Genomic DNA, 17485 nt, shown 5'->3' on the forward strand with positions numbered 1-17485 from the left:
GCAGCAGTTCCGTTTGAACCAGCCACGCAGCTTCTTGCGAAGCGGTTTGCAGCAGGTTGGAGCAGATTCACAGCAGCAAGGCGGTTTAATGTTAGAGCACTGACGCTGATATGTATAAACGTTAGGCTCACAAGGTTTGGTAATAGTGGGTTTACAGCATTCTGGTTGACAGGTCGAGGCACATTCACAGCTCTTTGCAGCCCCGCAATTAAGCGAAAGGTCAAAAAGATCTGCTTGTGCAACGGCATTCATCCCCAATGCCACAACAAATGCACTGAACAGACTAATCCATTTCATAGAACAGCGTCTCCTTCTTGGGTCGTTTTCTGACCATCATAGACAGATTGATGTGCCTCTTGTGTCACATCACAGTGGTTACGGCGCGAATTTTGGTTTGTTCCTATTGGGACTGCTATTGGTCCAAGTTGAAATCTTCAACTCGCGCTGGCTTGATTCTCAGGGCATCGTTCCGAGGTCAGATACCCTTACGATAAACTTCTAGTAATTTCGATTGCGGGCGATGCTCTCCAGCACCGTCCTGATTCACATCCGAATTGTTTGTTTTGATCATTCAGATATGAATTCTCATTGCGACTGGTACAATCTATCGGCGTGCTGTAATTACCGCTTGAATGTCTCAAGTCATTATCAGATAAAAAGGTTACGTCATTTTTACACACGATTATATGCGTCGTAACGGTTGGTTAATCTAGGGTAGATTTATGCTGTGAAATCCTGGTGAACTACCCTTATAAAGTGTCAAACTGGGAAGGCTGTGTGTTAGAAGAGAAGTTGAAGTAGACCGTTTCGGCTATGCCTAATGTGCGGAGAGACCTGTTCCCGGGAGCTGTTTTTATTGAAGGGTTTGCACCAGGTGACTCTTAAGGCTGCTTGAAATATCAGCGTTAAAACTTTGCCAGCCAGCCTGGATTGTGAGAGAATTTATCGATCAGTTCTGATGACTCCGATCGCAACTGATTTTTCCGGTCTGCCTGCTGATTCGTTTGCCTCTACAGTGTGAATTGTGCGTGAAAAAGATATTCTCCCGCATTGATGAGTTATAACCCTGGCTCATGTTCTGATTTCAGAGGTAGTTTTCTGTCAGAGGCTTTCGTTTATAGTGATTGAACCGTTCTTGCTTTTCCGCAAACGGGGAACCATAATGAAGACATCTCGTTATTTCTGGGCCACAGGAGAGAATGAATGCGATACTTTCTCATATTGAGCGCGGCCTGTCTGCTTTCAGGTTTTGCCATTCCTGGCTGGGCACAAAATCGACACCATGGTGCGCACGGGCATCATCACTCTCATCACGGCCACAGCCATTCTTATCCTCGATATTATGGCCGGAACTGGGCCAGCCCCGGCTGGTCGGTCAGCGGGAATAATGGAAGCGTCTATTTCAATTTCGCTTTTCCCGGGAATACCTACTATGGAAATCCCTGGGGACCTTATTTCTATAACCGCTTCGGTTACTACAGCACTGATGCATTTGTGGCCGGCAATCCTGTGCTGTTTTCCAATGGGTACTCCTTAAACGGTATGTATCCGATCCTGCCCGGTCAGGGATTTTCACCGCCGACGGTCTATCCCTACAGTAATGTTCCGGGGACGCTGCCATTAACCAATCCGGGAACTGTCAGTAATCAGCCGCTCAATAACGCAGTACAGCAGGATCTTCAACGGTGGACTGATCCGGACTATTTACCAGAGCCCTCACGCAAGATTCAAAAATACATCGTCCCTTCCACACGGCATGCGCGAGAACTGAGCCTCAGAAATCAGGTTAAGGGAGATGAGTATTTCCAGAAACTGGATTACCGTAGAGCCTACGAACGCTACAAATTTGCAGCCTCATTGGCAAAAGATCTGGCCACTCCTCATTTCAAGAAGGGTTATGCTCTGTTGGCACTCAAACAGTATGATCGAGCAGCCTATGAATTTAAGCAGGGGCTGGCTCTGGATCCCTCCTGGCCTGTGACGGGAGAAAGCTTGAGTGAACTGTTTGGTCCCGACAATGCGATTGCCAGAGATTCCCTGGTCCACCAGGTAGCGGATTGGGTAAAGGAAGATATTCGCGATCCGGAACGCTTATTCGTATTTGGCGTCGTATTGCATTTCAATGGTCAGGCCGAACAGGCACATGATGTTTTTGAGACTGCAGCCCGACTGGCTGGACGAGGAGATCACTTCCTCGCTTTTCTGGATCCCAAGGTTCAGCAGGCCGGTCAGCAGATGGTCCCACAGAACAATCAAGCTTCCGGTGGTCACGTTGTCAATCCGGCAAATACGCGTCCCCCGGCATTTGAATCGAAGAAATCTGAGCCTCAACCCCAGACTCAACCTCTGGGACCAAGGCGTTCGGCACCTATCTCAGGCACGCTACCTCCGCCTCCGGCTGTAAAGCAACAACCCACTCGTAAAGAGTCTGAAAACAAAACAACTGCCCCCAAACCGCTTCCTGAGATCAACAATCTTGGGTTACCTCCCCTTCCCCAGGCAGAAGATACCCCGGGTGCGCCGTTGATTCCTGCTCCTGAGCCTGCTACAAGTCAACAAACACCGTTGCTGATTCCCCCCAAATGATTTGACTGATTGAATGCTGGGCTTCTGAAACCGATGAATGAATCTGCTACTCCGCGCCTGCTGGTGACATTATGTACTTACAATGAGAAGGAAAATCTGGAACAGTTGATTCCGGAGATTCATCATCATCTCCCCTATGCTGCCGTTCTGGTCATCGATGACAACTCGCCGGATGGAACAGGCGATTATGTCAAATCGCTCAAAAAGACGGATTCGCGAATTCATTCAATTCATCGTAGCGGCAAACTGGGCTTAGGGACCGCCACGATAGCTGGTTTTCAGTATGCAATTGAAAACCACTATGATCTGGTGCTGAATCTCGATGCCGACTTCAGCCATCCTCCTCGATTTATGCCTGATCTCGTTGCTGCAACCGAACAGGCAGATGTCGCGATCGGCTCTCGGTATGTGCCTGGAGGAAAAATTGAGGGCTGGGGGCCGAAGCGTTATTTCATGAGTGGCGCGATTAACTGGTACGCAAGACTACTACTTCGTCTGAAATCAAGGGACTGCAGCGGTAGTTTCCGCTGTTATCGCGTTCCGAAACTGGCTGAAATCGATTTTAATCTGCTACGTGCTAAAGGATATGCATTTCAGGAAGAAATTCTTTACCGCTGCCGCAGGGTTGGCTGTACCTTTCAGGAGGTTCCCTTCACCTTCGAAGAGCGTCGGTATGGCAGTTCCAAAATCAACATGAAAGAGGCTTTTTCAGCGCTCTGGGTCATGTTCGTGCTGGGGATCGACAATCTTCTGGGAAAGCGGGTAAAAGTTTTACCCGCTGAATCCACTAAATAAACGGATTAAAAGATATCAGGTATGGCTGTGTGATTCATCCGGGAAGGCACCTTCCCGAACTTCACTGGCATAAGCCTGCACTGCTGTAGTGATATCTGATGCCAGATCCGCGTATTTTTTGAGGAATCGCGGGTGAAATTCGGCATTCATGCCCAGCATATCCGGAGTGACAAGCACCTGTCCGTCGCAACCTGCTCCAGAGCCAATACCGATAGTGGGCACTGTGACCGTTTCTGTGATGCGTTTGGCAATGGGAGCCGTAATCATTTCGAGTAGAATCCCAAACGCTCCTGCTCGTTCTGCTGCCAGGGCATCTGCAATCAACTGGTCTTCGTCCCGTTGAATTTTCCCCATACCTCCCAGGGCACGCACTGATTGAGGTTTCAGCCCCAGGTGAGCCATCACCGGGATATCCGCGGCGGCAATCGCTTCAATCGTTTTCGCCTGGTTCACGCCCCCTTCAAGTTTGACGGCGTCTGCACCGGTCTCTTTAAGAATCCGGCCGGCATTCTCCAATGCCTGAGCGGGAGAAACGTGGAACGACATGAATGGCATATCGACGATCACCATAGCCCGTTGAACGGCTCGAACCACCATTTCACCATGATAGATCATCTGATCGACGGTTACGGGCAGTGTTGTGCTCTTGCCCTGCACGACCATTCCTAAAGTGTCGCCTACCAGCAGGCAGTCTAATCCTGCTTCATCCAGAAGTTTTGCTGACAGGTAGTCGTAGGCTGTCAGCATCGTAATTTTCTGTTGTTTCTGTTTGGCGGCGATGAAACGGGGGACGGTAAACTTTTTCGGCCGTGCTGGCGACGCATTCGACACGGAACTCTCCTTAAAACGTGTAGCTGCCCTGGCAACCCGGCCAGGAGATAACTCATTTAATTATATGATTCTAGACTGATCAGGTCAGTTTGTGGTTCACAATATGAAAACCAACTCCGGAATAGCAAGACTCTGATCGCCAAAACTTAGAAAAGTGCTCCGCAGTAGCGTGTGTTGCATTTTGCCCTGTCTTATTTTGCAACTAATGTTGCATTATGCAACAGGTTCAAGAGTGGCCCCCAAACGGCTAAAAATTATTTAAAACTCTAAAAGACTATATATCAGGCTCTTAGGGATAAAAAATGCGGAAAAAATATTGAGTGGTACAGCTTGTGCAGTATACCTATGGCAGCGATGGTGGCAAGCGTTGGCCCGCACTTGCTCCATTCAGCACAGAAAAGGTGCTCCATTCACTTCGGTGTTTTGGAGCACCTTTTTTTGTTTCCTCTTTTCCGTCTCAGCACTTAATCCTGTCCTCCCGGCTTCTGGAATTCCTGCCCCAACTTCAGTAGGATTGTGACACACGCCAGGTTCGTATGCTGGCTGTATTTACCAATCCCTTTCCACTGGCAGATTCATGTACTGAAAGTTTGTTTCAAGCACTTCAGTCAGGAAGAATGCATCTCAGGAGGATATCAATCGTGCCAGAAAAAGTTGTTGTGATCGGATCAGGGCCCGCTGCCTGGGCAGCCTGCATTTATACATCTCGTGCCAATCTCGAGCCATTGTGCTTTGAAGGAGCAGTGACTGAAGAAAACCGTTTGCAGGGAACGCTTCCCCTCGGTCAGTTGGCATTAACAACCGAAGTCGAGAATTATCCGGGGTTTCCTGCGGGAAACCTGGAGTCGTACCTGAATGATTCTATTGAGGAATCTAAACGCAAATATATGGCTCCTCACACTGGTCATGGAGTGAGTGGTCCGGAACTGATGGAGCTGATGCGGCAACAAGCCAAAAACTTTGGCACCAAGGTCGTCACTGATGATGTGGTCGATGTCGATTTCTCATCACATCCCTACAAGGTGACCCCGTCAAATGGAGAACCTGTAGAAGCCCTGGCGGTAATTATCGCAACAGGTGCCCGGGCTAATTACCTCGGGTTGGATTCAGAAAATCGTTTTAAGAACATGGGCGTTTCCGCCTGTGCAGTCTGCGATGGAGCGATGCCCCGCTTCCGGAATCATCCCCTGGTGGTGGTTGGCGGTGGTGACAGCGCGATGGAAGAAGCCTCCTACCTGACCAAGTTTGCCTCCAAAGTTTACATCGTACATCGCCGTGATGAATTCCGGGCCAGTAAGATCATGGCAGACCGGGCACTCGCGAATGAAAAGATCGAAGTCAAATGGAACTCGGTCATCGATGAAGTTCTGGGGAACGACGAACAGGGCGTGACAGGTGTGCGGATTCGCAGCACCGTCGATGAAGGCCAGACCGAAGAACTGGAAGCCACCGGCTATTTCGCTGCCATCGGGCACACGCCGAATGTCAATTTTCTGAAAGGTCAGATTGACCTGAACGACAAAGGCTTTATCCAGTGGCAGGTTCCTTTCCGCACGAATACAAATGTGGATGGCGTGTTTGCTGCCGGTGATGTGGCCGATGACAACTACAAGCAGGCAATCACCGCGGCTGGTAGCGGGTGTATGGCAGCCCTGGATGCGGAACGCTGGCTGGTTGCCAACGGTTACGAATAAGAAGCCGATTTGAAAAAACGCTGAAAACTAATCTGTCTGAAGGGCTATATCGTTATGTTGACAAAAGAAGGATGTCAGGCGCGACAGAAACGATTGTGGGATGCAGTTCCCGATCATCTGGAATGGATTCTGATTGCAGACCCGCGTCACGTCTTGTACCTCTCGAATTTTCTGGTGCAACCCTGCAGTTTTTCTCGGGGCGAACGGGCTCTGTTACTGCTGGATCGGGAAAAAGGCGTAACCCTGATCGGAGATAATTTCACACTCCGATCTGCTGCTGCCGAGTTTTATGTAGATCGCGAGGCCGTTGAAACCTGGTACGACCACAAACATTCGGTCGAAAATCGAGATCACGCCCTGTTTAAAGCACTTGCGTCAGTTGTCCCGCAATTAAAAGGACGTCCCGGTGCCATCGAAGCGGAATGGTTGCCGGTAGGGGCGCTGCAGGAACTGGAAATCACTCAGACCGATGCGACACTTGAGTTGGGTAGCGTGCTGCGTCAGTTGCGTCGTCAGAAGCACGATGACGAAATCGCATTGCTGAAACAGTGTATGCAAGCCTGTGACGCAGGTCACGCCTGTGCTCGAGAAATTGTCGAGGCTGGTAAAAGTGAGTTCGATATTTTCCGCAAAGTACAAGCAGCGGTGCTGCAGGCCGCCGGTCTGCCAGTGATTATTTATGGTGACTTCCGGGCTTCAACGCCTGAGGTCCCCAAGGCAGGCGGACTACCTTCCGGTCATGTTCTGGGCAACGGTGACCTGTTCGTTCTCGATTATTCGGTCGTGATTCACGGATACCGCAGCGATTTTACCAATACGATTGCTGTTGGCGAACCGAGTGCGGAGCAGGAAAAACTGTTTGGTCTCTGTCAGGCTGCTATGCAGGGGGGAGAGTCGACTCTCAAAGCGGGAACCAAATGTGCTGATGTGCATGCCGCAACAGCAGCCCCAATCTGGGATGCTGGATATAAAGAAAACTTCCAGCATCACGCCGGTCATGGCCTCGGGCTGGGACATCCGGAAGCACCGATTCTCGTGCCGGAGAGCATCGATACTCTTTTGGCAGGTGATGTGGTGACTCTGGAGCCTGGTGTCTATGTGGAAGGTATTGGTGGCATGCGGATTGAGCACAATTACCTGATCACGGAAGATGGATTTGAACGGCTCAGCAATCATGTCATTGCACTCAAGTAGTCGGAATCTTGTAGTCCTTCCCGTCAGGTAGTCGAATTTATGACGTCCTCAGAACTCCCGGAATGGATGGAAACAGATCTCCAGCAGATCCGGGAGGCGGGGCTGTTTCGTTCGCGTAGAATGTTTCAGCCTCTTACTGGGGGACGTTGTCTGCTTGATGGCCAGACACTGATCAATTTCTCGAGTAACGACTATCTCGATCTGGCTCAGGATCCACGACTGGTCTCTGCAGCTTCTGTCGCACTCTCTGAGTTGGGAGTCGGGGCTCGTGCCAGTGCCCTGGTGAGTGGTCGAACCAGCTGGCATGTTCGGCTGGAAGAGCAGCTGGCAAAATTTGAAGGGGCGGAGGCAGCTCTGTTGTTTCCGAGTGGCTATGCTGCCAATCTGGGGGTGATTTCAGCGGTCGCTCAGGAAGCAGATATCATTTTCTGTGATCGGTTAAATCATGCCAGCCTGATTGACGGTTGCCGACTTTCGGGAGCCCGGTTTCGTGTCTATCGACATGATCAACTGGAGAAACTGAAACGCGAGCTCGCGAAACCCACGGGAGCAGGCAGGAAGTTCATTGTTACCGATTCCGTATTCAGTATGGATGGCCTTTCCGCCCCTTTGCGTGATCTCTGTGATCTGGCAGAGGAGTTTGGGGCCAGCCTGATCATTGATGAGGCGCACGGCACCGGCGTGTACGGAGGTAAAGGACGCGGTCTGGCTGAAGAGCTGGGGGTTGAAGACAGAGTGGCCATTCGGATTGGTACACTCAGTAAAGCTGTGGGCTGCCTGGGAGGCTTCGTTTCTGGTTCTGAAACATTGACCAACTGGCTCTGGAACCGCGTGCGTACCCAGATTTACTCCACTGCCCTGCCCCCGTCTATCTGTGCTGCTGCCTGTGCTGCACTGGAAGTCATCCAGACAGAATCGATGCGACGCGATCGACTGCATGAGCTGTCCCGCTATCTGAGATCAGGCCTGAAGGAACGCTCTCGACTGACGGTACCTGCCTCCACGGGGCCAATTATCCCTGTGATCCTGTCCGACCCTGCCTTAACGATGCAGGTGGCAAGGGATCTGCAGTCAGATGGTTTCCTGGTGGGAGCGATCAGGCCCCCGACCGTTCCCCAGGGGACTTCCCGATTACGAATTTCGCTGACCTGTGCCCATCAGAGGGAAGATCTGGAGCGGTTTTTAAAAGCACTGGATGGTTCACTCGCCAGAAACGGGGAATCCCGATAAGGTATGCAAAACCAGTAATAGAGAGCCATCGCTACAAATGCTGTCAGAGACTACGATTGAAGAAGCCCACATGAATTTTCGTGAACAGATCAAAGAAGAATATCCGTTTGCTTCGCACTGGCTGAAGATTGACGGACATCAATATCACTATCTGGATGAAGGCCAGGGAGAGCCTCTGCTGATGGTGCACGGAAATCCTACCTGGAGCTTCGCCTGGCGGCGGCTGGTGAAGCAGCTCTCCAGCTCTTATCGCGTGATTGCCGTCGATCATATGGGGTGCGGACTCTCAGATAAGCCCCAGGATTATTCCTATACTCTTGCGGCACATATCGCGAATCTGAAAAGCCTTATCACAGAACTGGATCTCAAGAACATCACGCTGTTTGCCCATGACTGGGGTGGCGCCATCGGGATGGGGACTGCCGTCGACCTTCCTGAACGGTTCGGAAAGTTCGTTCTGATGAACACCGCCGCCTTTCGTTCACAGGAAATTCCACTGCGAATTGCAGTCTGTAGAATCCCTGTTTTGGGTGCCTGGGGCGTCCGAGGTCTCAATCTCTTCTCCGGGGCTGCGATTCGGATGGCAGTGGAGAAACATGAGCGGATGACCGGGAATGTCAAAGCCGGTTTTTTGGGGCCATACGACAACTGGCAGAACCGGGTTGCTGTGCACCGTTTCGTGCAGGATATTCCTCTGAAGCCTTCGCACCCCAGTTATGAGACATTGAAGCATGTCGAAGACGGGTTAGCGCAGTTCAAAGATCAGCCGATGCTGTTGATCTGGGGAGAAAAGGACTGGTGCTTTACTACGAATTTTCTCGAAGAATTCGAGCGTCGGTTCCCACAGGCAGAGACACTGCGAATTCCAGACGCGGGGCATTACGTCTTTGAAGACGCACATGAAATCATGCTGCCCCGCATTGAGCAGTTTCTCCAGCAACAGGCTTGACGCGGTTTAAAAATCACCGAATTCGGGATTGATCAGGTGCTCGGTGCTCCCCAGGTGGGAAATCTGTTCCAGTTCCTTGCGAGGTTTCTTGGGACGGTAGGCTTCGTATTTATCAACCCGGAATTCCTGGATCATGTGGTTAATCCGGTTTTCAATGTTGGTTAACTGATCACCTTCATCGGGAGCGACGAAGGTGAACGCAGCCCCCTTCAGGTCCGACGAGAGTCTTCCAACTCGTCCAATGCGGTGCACATAGTCATCACTGAATTCGGGAATATCAAAATTGATGATGTGTGAAATTCCACTGACATCGATGCCTCGTCCCATCACATCAGTGGCGATCAGAAGACGGATTTTTCCTTCACGGAATTTTTTCAGTACCCGGTCCCGTTTGGGTTGAGGCAGGTCCCCGTGAATGGCGGCAACGTCCTTCAGTTTCTTCGAGAAGATCCGATCCAGCTTGTCGGCTCCCCGTTTGGTTCTGGTGAAGACGATGGTCTGTTTCGGACGTTCCTGGAACAGCAGTCGTGAGAGCAGTTTGATCTTTCGATCTGGGTCTACAGTGATGTAATACTGATCGATGGCATCGACGCTGACTTTGTTCTCGGACAGATCGATCATCACGGGCTCACGCATATAGCGTTGTGCCAGCCGCTCGACAGGCGGTGGCAGTGTTGCTGAGAGCAACAATGTCTGGCGTTCTTTGGGACACTTGCGGAGAATCTTCTCAATGTCTGGTCGGAAGCCGATGTCCAGCATCCGGTCCGCTTCATCCAGAACAGCAAAGCGAAGGGTGTTCAGCTTCAGATTACCACGGTTGATATGGTCGATGACTCGTCCAGGGGTACCAACGGCGATCTGGGCACCTTTCTTTAGCTGGTTTTCCTGGGGGCGAACAGGCTTGCCTCCCACCAGAACGGCCAGACTGAGTGACTTCGAAGGACAGAGTTTACGGATTTCCACGGCGACCTGTTCACTCAACTCGCGAGTCGGAGCAAGAATCAGGGCCTGGATTCCAGGGCGTCTGAGATCAATCTGCTGCAGAACCGGCAGAGAGAATGCTGCAGTTTTGCCGGTTCCCGTACGTGCCTGGCCGATACAGTCTTTGCCGGTGACAGCGATCGGAATCAACTCAGCCTGAATGGGGCTTGGTTTTTCATAACCTGCTTTGCTCAGGTTTTTTAATATTTTGTCTTTGAGTCCTAGCTGATCAAAACTGGCGGTTATGGTCTTTTTTTTCTTTTTCTTCTTCTGATTCATTTCCTGTAAATTCCTGCTGAGGCAGGAGAAATCTCGCTCTGCGCTGAGGCATCCTGTGCCGGAGCATTATTCTGGTGGCTGTTCATTTTCTGTATCAGTACCAGCCTGCTTCGCGTTATCCAGGTTCGCTTGTTCCCGAACCGAAACTCCGATCAGACGCTTGATGTCATTACTGTCAATGGCCTCTTGTTCTACGAGTGCTTTTGCCAGCAGGTCAAGTTTCTCCCTGTTTTCTGTTAAAATTTTCACTGCCCGTTCTTCAGCAGCGTTTAAGAACCGCTGCATTTCCTGGTCAATGACGTGTGCGGTTTCTTCACTGCACTCGCCTTGAGATTTCATCTCTTTACCCAGAAACGGGTTTTCATCTGAGTGGCGAAACGCCACAGGTCCAATTACACCACTCATGCCCCACTGTCCGACCATTTTACGTGTGATCTGTGTGGCACGCTTGATGTCGTCTGCTGCTCCGGCTGTATGCTCACCAAACACCAGCCCTTCTGCAGCACGACCACCCAACATGAAGGCTAACTGTGAGTGGAGTTGTTTCTCACCCATGTTATAACGCTCTTCATCGGGCAGCAGTTGTGTCACGCCCAACGCTCTGCCGCGAGGAATGACAGTCACTTTATGCACTGGATCGATCTCCGGAAGCAACCAGGCTAATAACGCGTGGCCTGCTTCGTGGTAAGCGGTCATTTCCCGCTCTTTTTCACTGAGAATCTCTTCGCGAGGTGGTCCCATTAAAACACGATCCCGTGCATTGTCAAAATCTTCTTTATCAACCTGATCTTTATTGAGCCGTGTCGCGGACAGGGCAGCTTCATTTACCAGGTTCTTCAAATCAGCTCCCGAAAAGCCAATTGTTCCTGCAGCGATCTTTTCCAGATCGACATCATCCGAGAGGGGGATTTTCCGCGAATGTACTTTCAGAATCGCTGCCCGACCCTCTTTCGTAGGACGGTCAACTGTGATATGCCGGTCGAATCGCCCGGGACGCAGCAGTGCCGGGTCCAGAACGTCAGGACGGTTGGTTGCGGCGATTACAATGACGGCTTCATTCTGTTGAAAACCATCCATTTCACTGAGCATCTGGTTGAGGGTCTGTTCGCGTTCATCATGTCCCCCGCCCAGTCCGGCACCACGAATTCGACCAACAGCATCGATTTCATCGACGAAGATTATACAGGGGGCATTTTCCTTGGCGTTGCGGAACAGGTCACGCACCCGGCTGGCACCGACGCCAACGAACATCTGGATAAATTCCGAACCGTTAATCGAATAAAAGGGAACGCCGGCCTCCCCTGCGGTGGCGCGGGCCAGCAGAGTTTTCCCGGTCCCGGGCGAGCCCATCAAGAGCACACCCTTGGGGATCTGCGCACCGAGACGCTGAAATTTGGCCGGAGTTTTCAGGAATTCAACCACCTCCTGCAGTTCCGCCTTCGCTTGCTCCATTGCTGCGACGTCGTCGAAGGTGGTCTGTTCCTCGGAAGGTCGGAAACGTTTGGCCGGGCTCTTGGTGAAATTACCAAGCATTCCCGATCCCATGGGATCGGCAGACCGTCGGAGCATAAACCAGAAGAAGCCGATGATCAGCAAGGGGCCTATCAGCCAGGGTAAAATGTACGTACCGATGCCGACACTGGTACTCTCGGCTTTGAAGGTTACATTCTGTTTAATCAACTCGGGAACCAGGTCACGATCTTCAACCGGGTGAGAGGGGAGCACGGTGTTAAACTCTTCCGCGAGCTTTTCTCCCTTCTTTTCTTTGTCATCAGGGTTTTTCGGACGGACTTTCCATTTACCGGTCAGGATATCTCCGTGGAACTCGACGGAATCGACGTTGCCCCTTTTGAGTTCATCAATGAAAAAGCTGTAATCGACCTTCGAACCGGTATTCTCCGGAGAAGATTTCATCATCATCAGACTGCCAATGACCAGAATCAGCAGAATAATCAGCCAGGGGCCGGTTGATGGGGCACCTTGAGTTTCTTTGCTGGATGGCTTTTGGGGATCTTTGCCGGGAGGAGGAGTTCGTTGGGGATTCTCCTGCGGAGAGGCCATATGCTGTTCCGTTCGTTGCTTAAGATCTTCTTACTGGTTGCTGATGGCTGGGATCATCCTGGTGTGTCATTGTCTTCTGGTTAGACATCCGTGTTCGACCAGGTAGTTCTTCCTGCGAAGAGCGGGGAGACATGTGTATCATTGCCAGATTAAATATTATTTGCTGATTCTATGGGAAAATCCGCCCCGCAGGCAATGGTGGCAGACCTGATTTTAGAAAGGAACGGGCAAGCCGTTGTGAAAATAAGTGTAGCCGCTGAGCCAGCTTATTGCAGATTGGGGTTGGTCACTAATCCTTCAGACCGTAGCGGACGATACACCAGAGTGCTTTGACGCCGTCTTTCCAGCCGATTTTTTTCCCCTGATCATAAGTGCGTCCATCATAGCTGATCGACATCTCGAAAATACGACAGCGACGTCGGGCCACTTTGGCTGTCAGTTCCGGCTCGATACCAAATCGGTTTTGACAGAGTCCAGGAGCGATTTCCTTGATCACATCCTTTTTGAACAGTTTATAGCAGGTCTCCATATCGGTCAGGTTGAGGTTGGTGAAACAGTTTGAGAGGGTCGTCAAAAACCTATTTCCCAGGTAGTGCCAATAGTAGAGAACGCGATGCGGCTGATCTCCCAGAAACCGGCTGCCATACACGACATCGGCACGACCTTCGATAATAGGCTGTAGCAAACGGGGGTACTCAGAGGGATCGTATTCCAGGTCAGCATCCTGGATCAGCATTACATCTCCCTGCGCTTCCAGGAAACCAGTGCGGACGGCTGCCCCTTTCCCCTGGTTGACCTCATGGAAAATGACCCGGATTTCGTTATACGCATCCTGCTCCGACTGCGATTGCTCTTCGAGACGTTTGAGAATATCTCGAGTGCCATCTGTGCTGCCATCATCGACGAGTACCAGCTCCTTGCGAATGGGCACTGCTTTGACCTGGCTGATCAGGTTCTCTACCGTCTTTTGTTCATTGAAAATCGGGATTACGACCGACAGTAGAAAATCTTGCGGGATCGGATAGAAGCCTAACTGACGGCAGCCCGCCTCACCCAGGGACGACTTCAGTGATTCGTACCATTCGGTCGTGTAAGGATAGCCGTGCTCATCAGACTGTGGAAAACGTGCGATAGACGATGGTTCCATGATCAACTTTTAGTCGTAAAAGGGTTGTCGGTTTGGGATTAATCGGTTCTATTCTGTATTATAAGTCGTAAATAGCATCTGCAAGAGTAGTTTCTGTTTCGTTTTCGCATTCACTGGTGGATATGTGAAATGGAGCGGTTTACATTATCCATACCGTCAGGCTGATGTTCATTATTGCGACGGTAATGACGAAAATATCGATTTTCTGATCCCAAAGCATTGAGGCGCCCCAATGAAACCAACTCAGATTTTGTTCACTGACGTGAGTTCTCAGACCTGGATCGAGAAGGTCCATCTGAATTCAGAGAGTCACCCTGAGTTTTCAAAGCAATCAGATTGGTCTGTTGACAAACGACCATTGCATGGAGGTCCATCTGAGGGAGTAGACCTGATTGAAGTCAATAACGGGCGTTTAAAGCTCAATATCATCCCTACCAGGGGTATGGGAGTCTGGAACGGGATATTTGATGAGATCCCTCTCGGTTGGAATTCCCCTGTCAAAGCTCCGGTCAATCCTGCATTGGTTAACCTCTCAGAACGGGGAGGTCTGGGCTGGCTGAGTGGATTTAATGAACTGATTTGTCGATGTGGGCTGATTTCCATGGGCCCCCCTGGAACAGATGATGGCGGCAACCCGCTTGAGTCGGAACTGACTCTGCATGGTCGCATCGCGAATACTCCTGCCCATTTTGTCTCAGTCGAACTGGATCCTGCAGACGGGGGATGGATACGAATCACCGGACGCATGACAGAGGGCATGCTGTTTGGCAGCCAGTTGCAGTTGGAATCAACCCTGGAGACTCAATTGGGCTCTGAATCATTTACAATCAGAGACCAGGTTAAGAATGTTGGTGCCAGTGACGCAGAATCCGAACTGCTTTATCACATCAATGTGGGGGCACCATTTCTAGAAGCTGGAGCTCAATTCGCGATCCCTTTTGAAGAAATGGCTCCACGCGATCCCCGTGCTGCAGAGGGTGTTACGGCTTACCAGACCTATCTGGGGCCGACTCCAGGTTATGCTGAACAAGCCTACTATTTTAAACCCATCGCCGACGAGCAGGGGCTTACCCCTGCCTTGCTGTCTGGTAGAGAGGGTGGAATAGGGTTTCTGGTGGAGTTCGTGCAGGCGAAACTACCCTGTTTTACGCTCTGGAAAAATACTCAACCCGAAGCCGCTGGCTATGTGACTGGCCTGGAACCTGGCATCAATTACCCTAATTTTCGTGCTACAGAACGGGAACAGGGGCGGCTTAAGGCATTACAGCCCGGTGAGAGTTATGAGGCAGAATTCAAAATCTCCATTTTGAATAATTCAGATTCGGTTGATGCCATCCGCCAGAAAATCACGAAACTAAGTCAACAGAGTCCGTCTGTGGTACACGAGTCGCCACATCCCCGGTTTTCCTGACATTTAATCAGGGTGAAATTGAATTCCGACTCAATTTTGGTGAAAAATCGAAGAAATCAGCGATTTCATCACTTTCTGCCTCCTATATGGCTGGAATTAAATGAAAACCTTCTGATATATTTGCCGGACTGATCTGCTTTATGCCTTGATTAATGCGTTGGGCATTGACCATGAAGTCAGACAGATGGTTTTGGAGAAGTTGGTATTCACTGGAACGTTGCGGGAGATTCTCTGATCTCTTCGCTTTTTTTTTAGATTGTCGGTTCCGGTTTGAAGGCAAGTTGACAGCCCTGTAGAGGCCCGCATCTGTCGAATATGATGCGATGATGTCAATAAAGAGACGCTTTTAAGCTTGTGAAATAGAACCTTGCTCTGTTTCCGCTGACATCAGAAAACCATGACTTCCAGTCGTGATATGAATTTCGAAATCACAAGTGTAGTTGGATTTTTTTTAGTATGGTTGATCGTAACTTAATTCGAGAGTTTGGTATTTCTGACGAAGACCTGGATGCTGCATTCGCCGAGGTCATGCCCGAAGTTGAAGCGGGTGAAGAAGGTGATGAGAATGATTGGGTGCTGGATGATGTCTACGCATCGGTTTCCATTGCCTATGATGTGAATCAGATCATCGACGGGGTGGTCTTGAGTGTCGACGGTGAAGAGGTTCTCGTTGACATCGGATTCAAGAGTGAAGGTGTCGTACATATTGACGAATGGTCCGAAGAGGAAGAACCTCCTAAGGCCGGTGATAAAGTACAGGTCCTGCTCGAAGAGGTCGAAGATGAGTTCGGCCTGACCATGCTCTCCAAACGCAAAGCAGACCGGATTCGCGAATGGGAAAAGGTCATCGCAACCCACGCCGAAGGCGATGTGGTTTCTGGTACCGTGGTTCGCAAAATCAAAGGTGGTTTGCTGATCAATATCGGCGTGAACGTCTTCCTGCCAGCCAGCCAGGTCGATATTCGTCGTCCCTCTGATATCGCCAACTACATTGGTCGTACAATTGAGTGTGTGATCCTCAAAATCGACGAAGCCCGTCGTAATATTGTGGTTTCACGTCGTAAGCTCATCGAAGAAAAACGCGAAAAGCTCAAACAGGACCTGCTCAGCAAAATCGAAGAAGGTCAGATCGTCAAAGGAGTTGTCAAGAACATCGCCGACTTTGGTGCCTTCGTCGACCTGGGTGGTATCGATGGTCTGCTGCACATTACTGACATGAGCTGGGGCCGTATCAATCATCCGACTGAGATCGTTAAGATTGATGACGAAATCGAAGTCATGATCCTGAGCGTCGATCGCGACAAAGAAAAGATCGCTCTGGGCCTCAAGCAGAAATCACCGAGCCCCTGGGAACTGGTCGAATCCAAATATCCCGTGGGAACCAAGGTTACCGGCACGGTTGTCAATGTCATGTCTTACGGTGCCTTTGTGAAACTGGAAGACGGGATTGAAGGTCTGGTTCACATCAGTGAAATGTCCTGGACCAAACGCATCAACCACCCCAGCGAACTGGTCAATATCGGTGACGAAGTCGAAGTTGTGGTTCTGGGCGTGAACAAAGACAAGCAGGAAATCTCTCTGGGTATGAAGCAGACTCAGTCCAATCCCTGGGACGAAGTCACCAAGAAATACCCCGAAGGTGCCAAGGTCAAAGGGACTGTTCGCAACCTTACCAACTACGGTGCATTCATCGAGCTGGAAGAAGGTGTCGACGGTCTGTTGCACGTGAGCGACATGTCCTGGACCCGTAAGATTTCACACGCCAGTGAAGTAATGAAGAAAGGCGATGAAATCGAGTGTCTGGTAATTTCTGTGGACGAAGAACGCAAGCGGATTGCCTTGGGCCTGAAGCAGCTTTCTTCGGATCCCTGGGAAACCGACATTCCTCAGAAATACCAGCCAGGTGCAATCGTGCAGGGTGTGGTTACCAAGATCACCAATTTCGGTGTCTTTGTTGAACTGGAAGACGAACTGGAAGGTCTGCTCCATATCTCTGAACTGGCAGACCACAAGGTTGAAAATCCGGAAGACATCGTCAAAGTCGGGGAAACCCTGGATGTAAAAATCCTGCGTGTCGACACAGACGATCGTAAAATCGGCCTGAGTCGTAAACTCGAAGAACCGATTGAGGAAGAAGCTGCTGCTGGTGAAAGCAGCGAAGTGACTTCCACTCCTCGTAAGGAACTCATGGGGGGAACCGGTGGAGATGCTCCACTGTTCACCATGCCTTCTGAGAGTGCGGAACCTTCCAAAGAAGAAGATTCCAGCGAAGAGTAAACTTGCTTAACACTTTCAGTCACTGACTGTCAGTTGCATATAGAGCGGCG

The 17485-nt window shown here is 50.5% G+C and carries 12 protein-coding genes; 8 read left to right on the forward strand and 4 right to left on the reverse strand.

The features are described 5' to 3' along the window. Positions 1 to 1203: 1203 nt before the first annotated feature. Together FYZ48_RS27870 and FYZ48_RS27875 are read left to right on the forward strand one after the other, a co-directional pair. A complete protein-coding gene (locus tag FYZ48_RS27870) occupies positions 1204 to 2586 on the forward strand; it encodes a tetratricopeptide repeat protein (RefSeq protein WP_149345737.1) in 1383 nt (460 codons plus the stop codon). Positions 2587 to 2619: 33 nt separating this feature from the next. After that, complete coding sequence (locus FYZ48_RS27875) at positions 2620 to 3381, forward strand: polyprenol monophosphomannose synthase (RefSeq protein ID WP_149345738.1); 762 nt, start codon at positions 2620 to 2622, stop codon at positions 3379 to 3381. A gap of 15 nt (positions 3382 to 3396) precedes the next feature. Here the strand turns inward: FYZ48_RS27875 and panB are convergent, their stop codons facing one another. Then, complete coding sequence (panB, locus tag FYZ48_RS27880) at positions 3397 to 4212, reverse strand: 3-methyl-2-oxobutanoate hydroxymethyltransferase (RefSeq protein ID WP_149345739.1); 816 nt, start codon at positions 4210 to 4212, stop codon at positions 3397 to 3399. Between the two features lie 641 nt (positions 4213 to 4853). On the opposite strand from panB, the gene FYZ48_RS27885 reads away from it, so the two are divergent. From FYZ48_RS27885 to FYZ48_RS27900, 4 genes are all read left to right on the forward strand, one after another. Beyond that, complete coding sequence (locus FYZ48_RS27885) at positions 4854 to 5906, forward strand: FAD-dependent oxidoreductase (RefSeq protein ID WP_187782264.1); 1053 nt, start codon at positions 4854 to 4856, stop codon at positions 5904 to 5906. A 54-nt stretch (positions 5907 to 5960) separates the two neighbouring features. Beyond that, positions 5961 to 7100 (forward strand): M24 family metallopeptidase, encoded by a 1140-nt coding sequence (locus FYZ48_RS27890; RefSeq protein ID WP_149345740.1) that lies wholly within the window; start codon positions 5961 to 5963, stop codon positions 7098 to 7100. Between the two features lie 39 nt (positions 7101 to 7139). Next, on the forward strand, positions 7140 to 8330 hold the full coding sequence (gene bioF / locus FYZ48_RS27895) for an 8-amino-7-oxononanoate synthase (protein ID WP_149345741.1): 1191 nt from the start codon (positions 7140 to 7142) through the stop codon (positions 8328 to 8330). 70 nt (positions 8331 to 8400) lie between these two features. Next, positions 8401 to 9279 carry an alpha/beta fold hydrolase gene (locus tag FYZ48_RS27900; RefSeq protein ID WP_149345742.1) on the forward strand — a complete coding sequence of 293 codons (879 nt, stop codon included), beginning with the start codon at positions 8401 to 8403 and terminating at the stop codon, positions 9277 to 9279. A gap of 6 nt (positions 9280 to 9285) precedes the next feature. Here the strand turns inward: FYZ48_RS27900 and FYZ48_RS27905 are convergent, their stop codons facing one another. The 3 genes from FYZ48_RS27905 to FYZ48_RS27915 all read right to left on the reverse strand — a co-directional run bounded on the left by FYZ48_RS27905 (position 9286) and on the right by FYZ48_RS27915 (position 13747). Beyond that, entirely contained in the window at positions 9286 to 10539 is a 1254-nt protein-coding gene (locus tag FYZ48_RS27905) for a DEAD/DEAH box helicase (RefSeq protein WP_149345743.1), read from the reverse strand. 66 nt (positions 10540 to 10605) lie between these two features. After that, a complete protein-coding gene (gene ftsH / locus FYZ48_RS27910; protein ID WP_149345744.1) occupies positions 10606 to 12600 on the reverse strand; it encodes an ATP-dependent zinc metalloprotease FtsH in 1995 nt (664 codons plus the stop codon). A 289-nt stretch (positions 12601 to 12889) separates the two neighbouring features. Next, a complete protein-coding gene (locus tag FYZ48_RS27915; RefSeq protein WP_187782265.1) occupies positions 12890 to 13747 on the reverse strand; it encodes a glycosyltransferase family 2 protein in 858 nt (285 codons plus the stop codon). 232 nt (positions 13748 to 13979) lie between these two features. On the opposite strand from FYZ48_RS27915, the gene FYZ48_RS27920 reads away from it, so the two are divergent. Both FYZ48_RS27920 and rpsA read left to right on the forward strand, forming a co-directional pair. Then, entirely contained in the window at positions 13980 to 15158 is a 1179-nt protein-coding gene (locus tag FYZ48_RS27920) for an aldose 1-epimerase family protein (RefSeq protein ID WP_149345745.1), read from the forward strand. 456 nt (positions 15159 to 15614) lie between these two features. Beyond that, a complete protein-coding gene (rpsA, locus tag FYZ48_RS27925; RefSeq protein ID WP_149345746.1) occupies positions 15615 to 17435 on the forward strand; it encodes a 30S ribosomal protein S1 in 1821 nt (606 codons plus the stop codon). Positions 17436 to 17485: the final 50 nt, after the last annotated feature.

The organism is Gimesia chilikensis, assembly GCF_008329715.1.
Taxonomy (GTDB): domain Bacteria; phylum Planctomycetota; class Planctomycetia; order Planctomycetales; family Planctomycetaceae; genus Gimesia; species Gimesia chilikensis.

Excerpts from the sequence above, each read along its gene's own strand:
- FYZ48_RS27905 (WP_149345743.1), bottom strand. The coding sequence starts at position 10,539 with ATGAATCAGAAGAAGAAAAAGAAAAAAAAGACCATAACCGCCAGTTTT.
- FYZ48_RS27890 (WP_149345740.1), top strand. The coding sequence starts at position 5,961 with ATGTTGACAAAAGAAGGATGTCAGGCGCGACAGAAACGATTGTGGGAT.
- FYZ48_RS27870 (WP_149345737.1), top strand. The coding sequence starts at position 1,204 with ATGCGATACTTTCTCATATTGAGCGCGGCCTGTCTGCTTTCAGGTTTT.
- FYZ48_RS27915 (WP_187782265.1), bottom strand. The coding sequence starts at position 13,747 with ATGGAACCATCGTCTATCGCACGTTTTCCACAGTCTGATGAGCACGGC.
- ftsH (WP_149345744.1), bottom strand. The coding sequence starts at position 12,600 with ATGGCCTCTCCGCAGGAGAATCCCCAACGAACTCCTCCTCCCGGCAAA.
- FYZ48_RS27875 (WP_149345738.1), top strand. The coding sequence starts at position 2,620 with ATGAATGAATCTGCTACTCCGCGCCTGCTGGTGACATTATGTACTTAC.
- FYZ48_RS27920 (WP_149345745.1), top strand. The coding sequence starts at position 13,980 with ATGAAACCAACTCAGATTTTGTTCACTGACGTGAGTTCTCAGACCTGG.
- rpsA (WP_149345746.1), top strand. The coding sequence starts at position 15,615 with ATGGTTGATCGTAACTTAATTCGAGAGTTTGGTATTTCTGACGAAGAC.
- bioF (WP_149345741.1), top strand. The coding sequence starts at position 7,140 with ATGACGTCCTCAGAACTCCCGGAATGGATGGAAACAGATCTCCAGCAG.
- FYZ48_RS27900 (WP_149345742.1), top strand. The coding sequence starts at position 8,401 with ATGAATTTTCGTGAACAGATCAAAGAAGAATATCCGTTTGCTTCGCAC.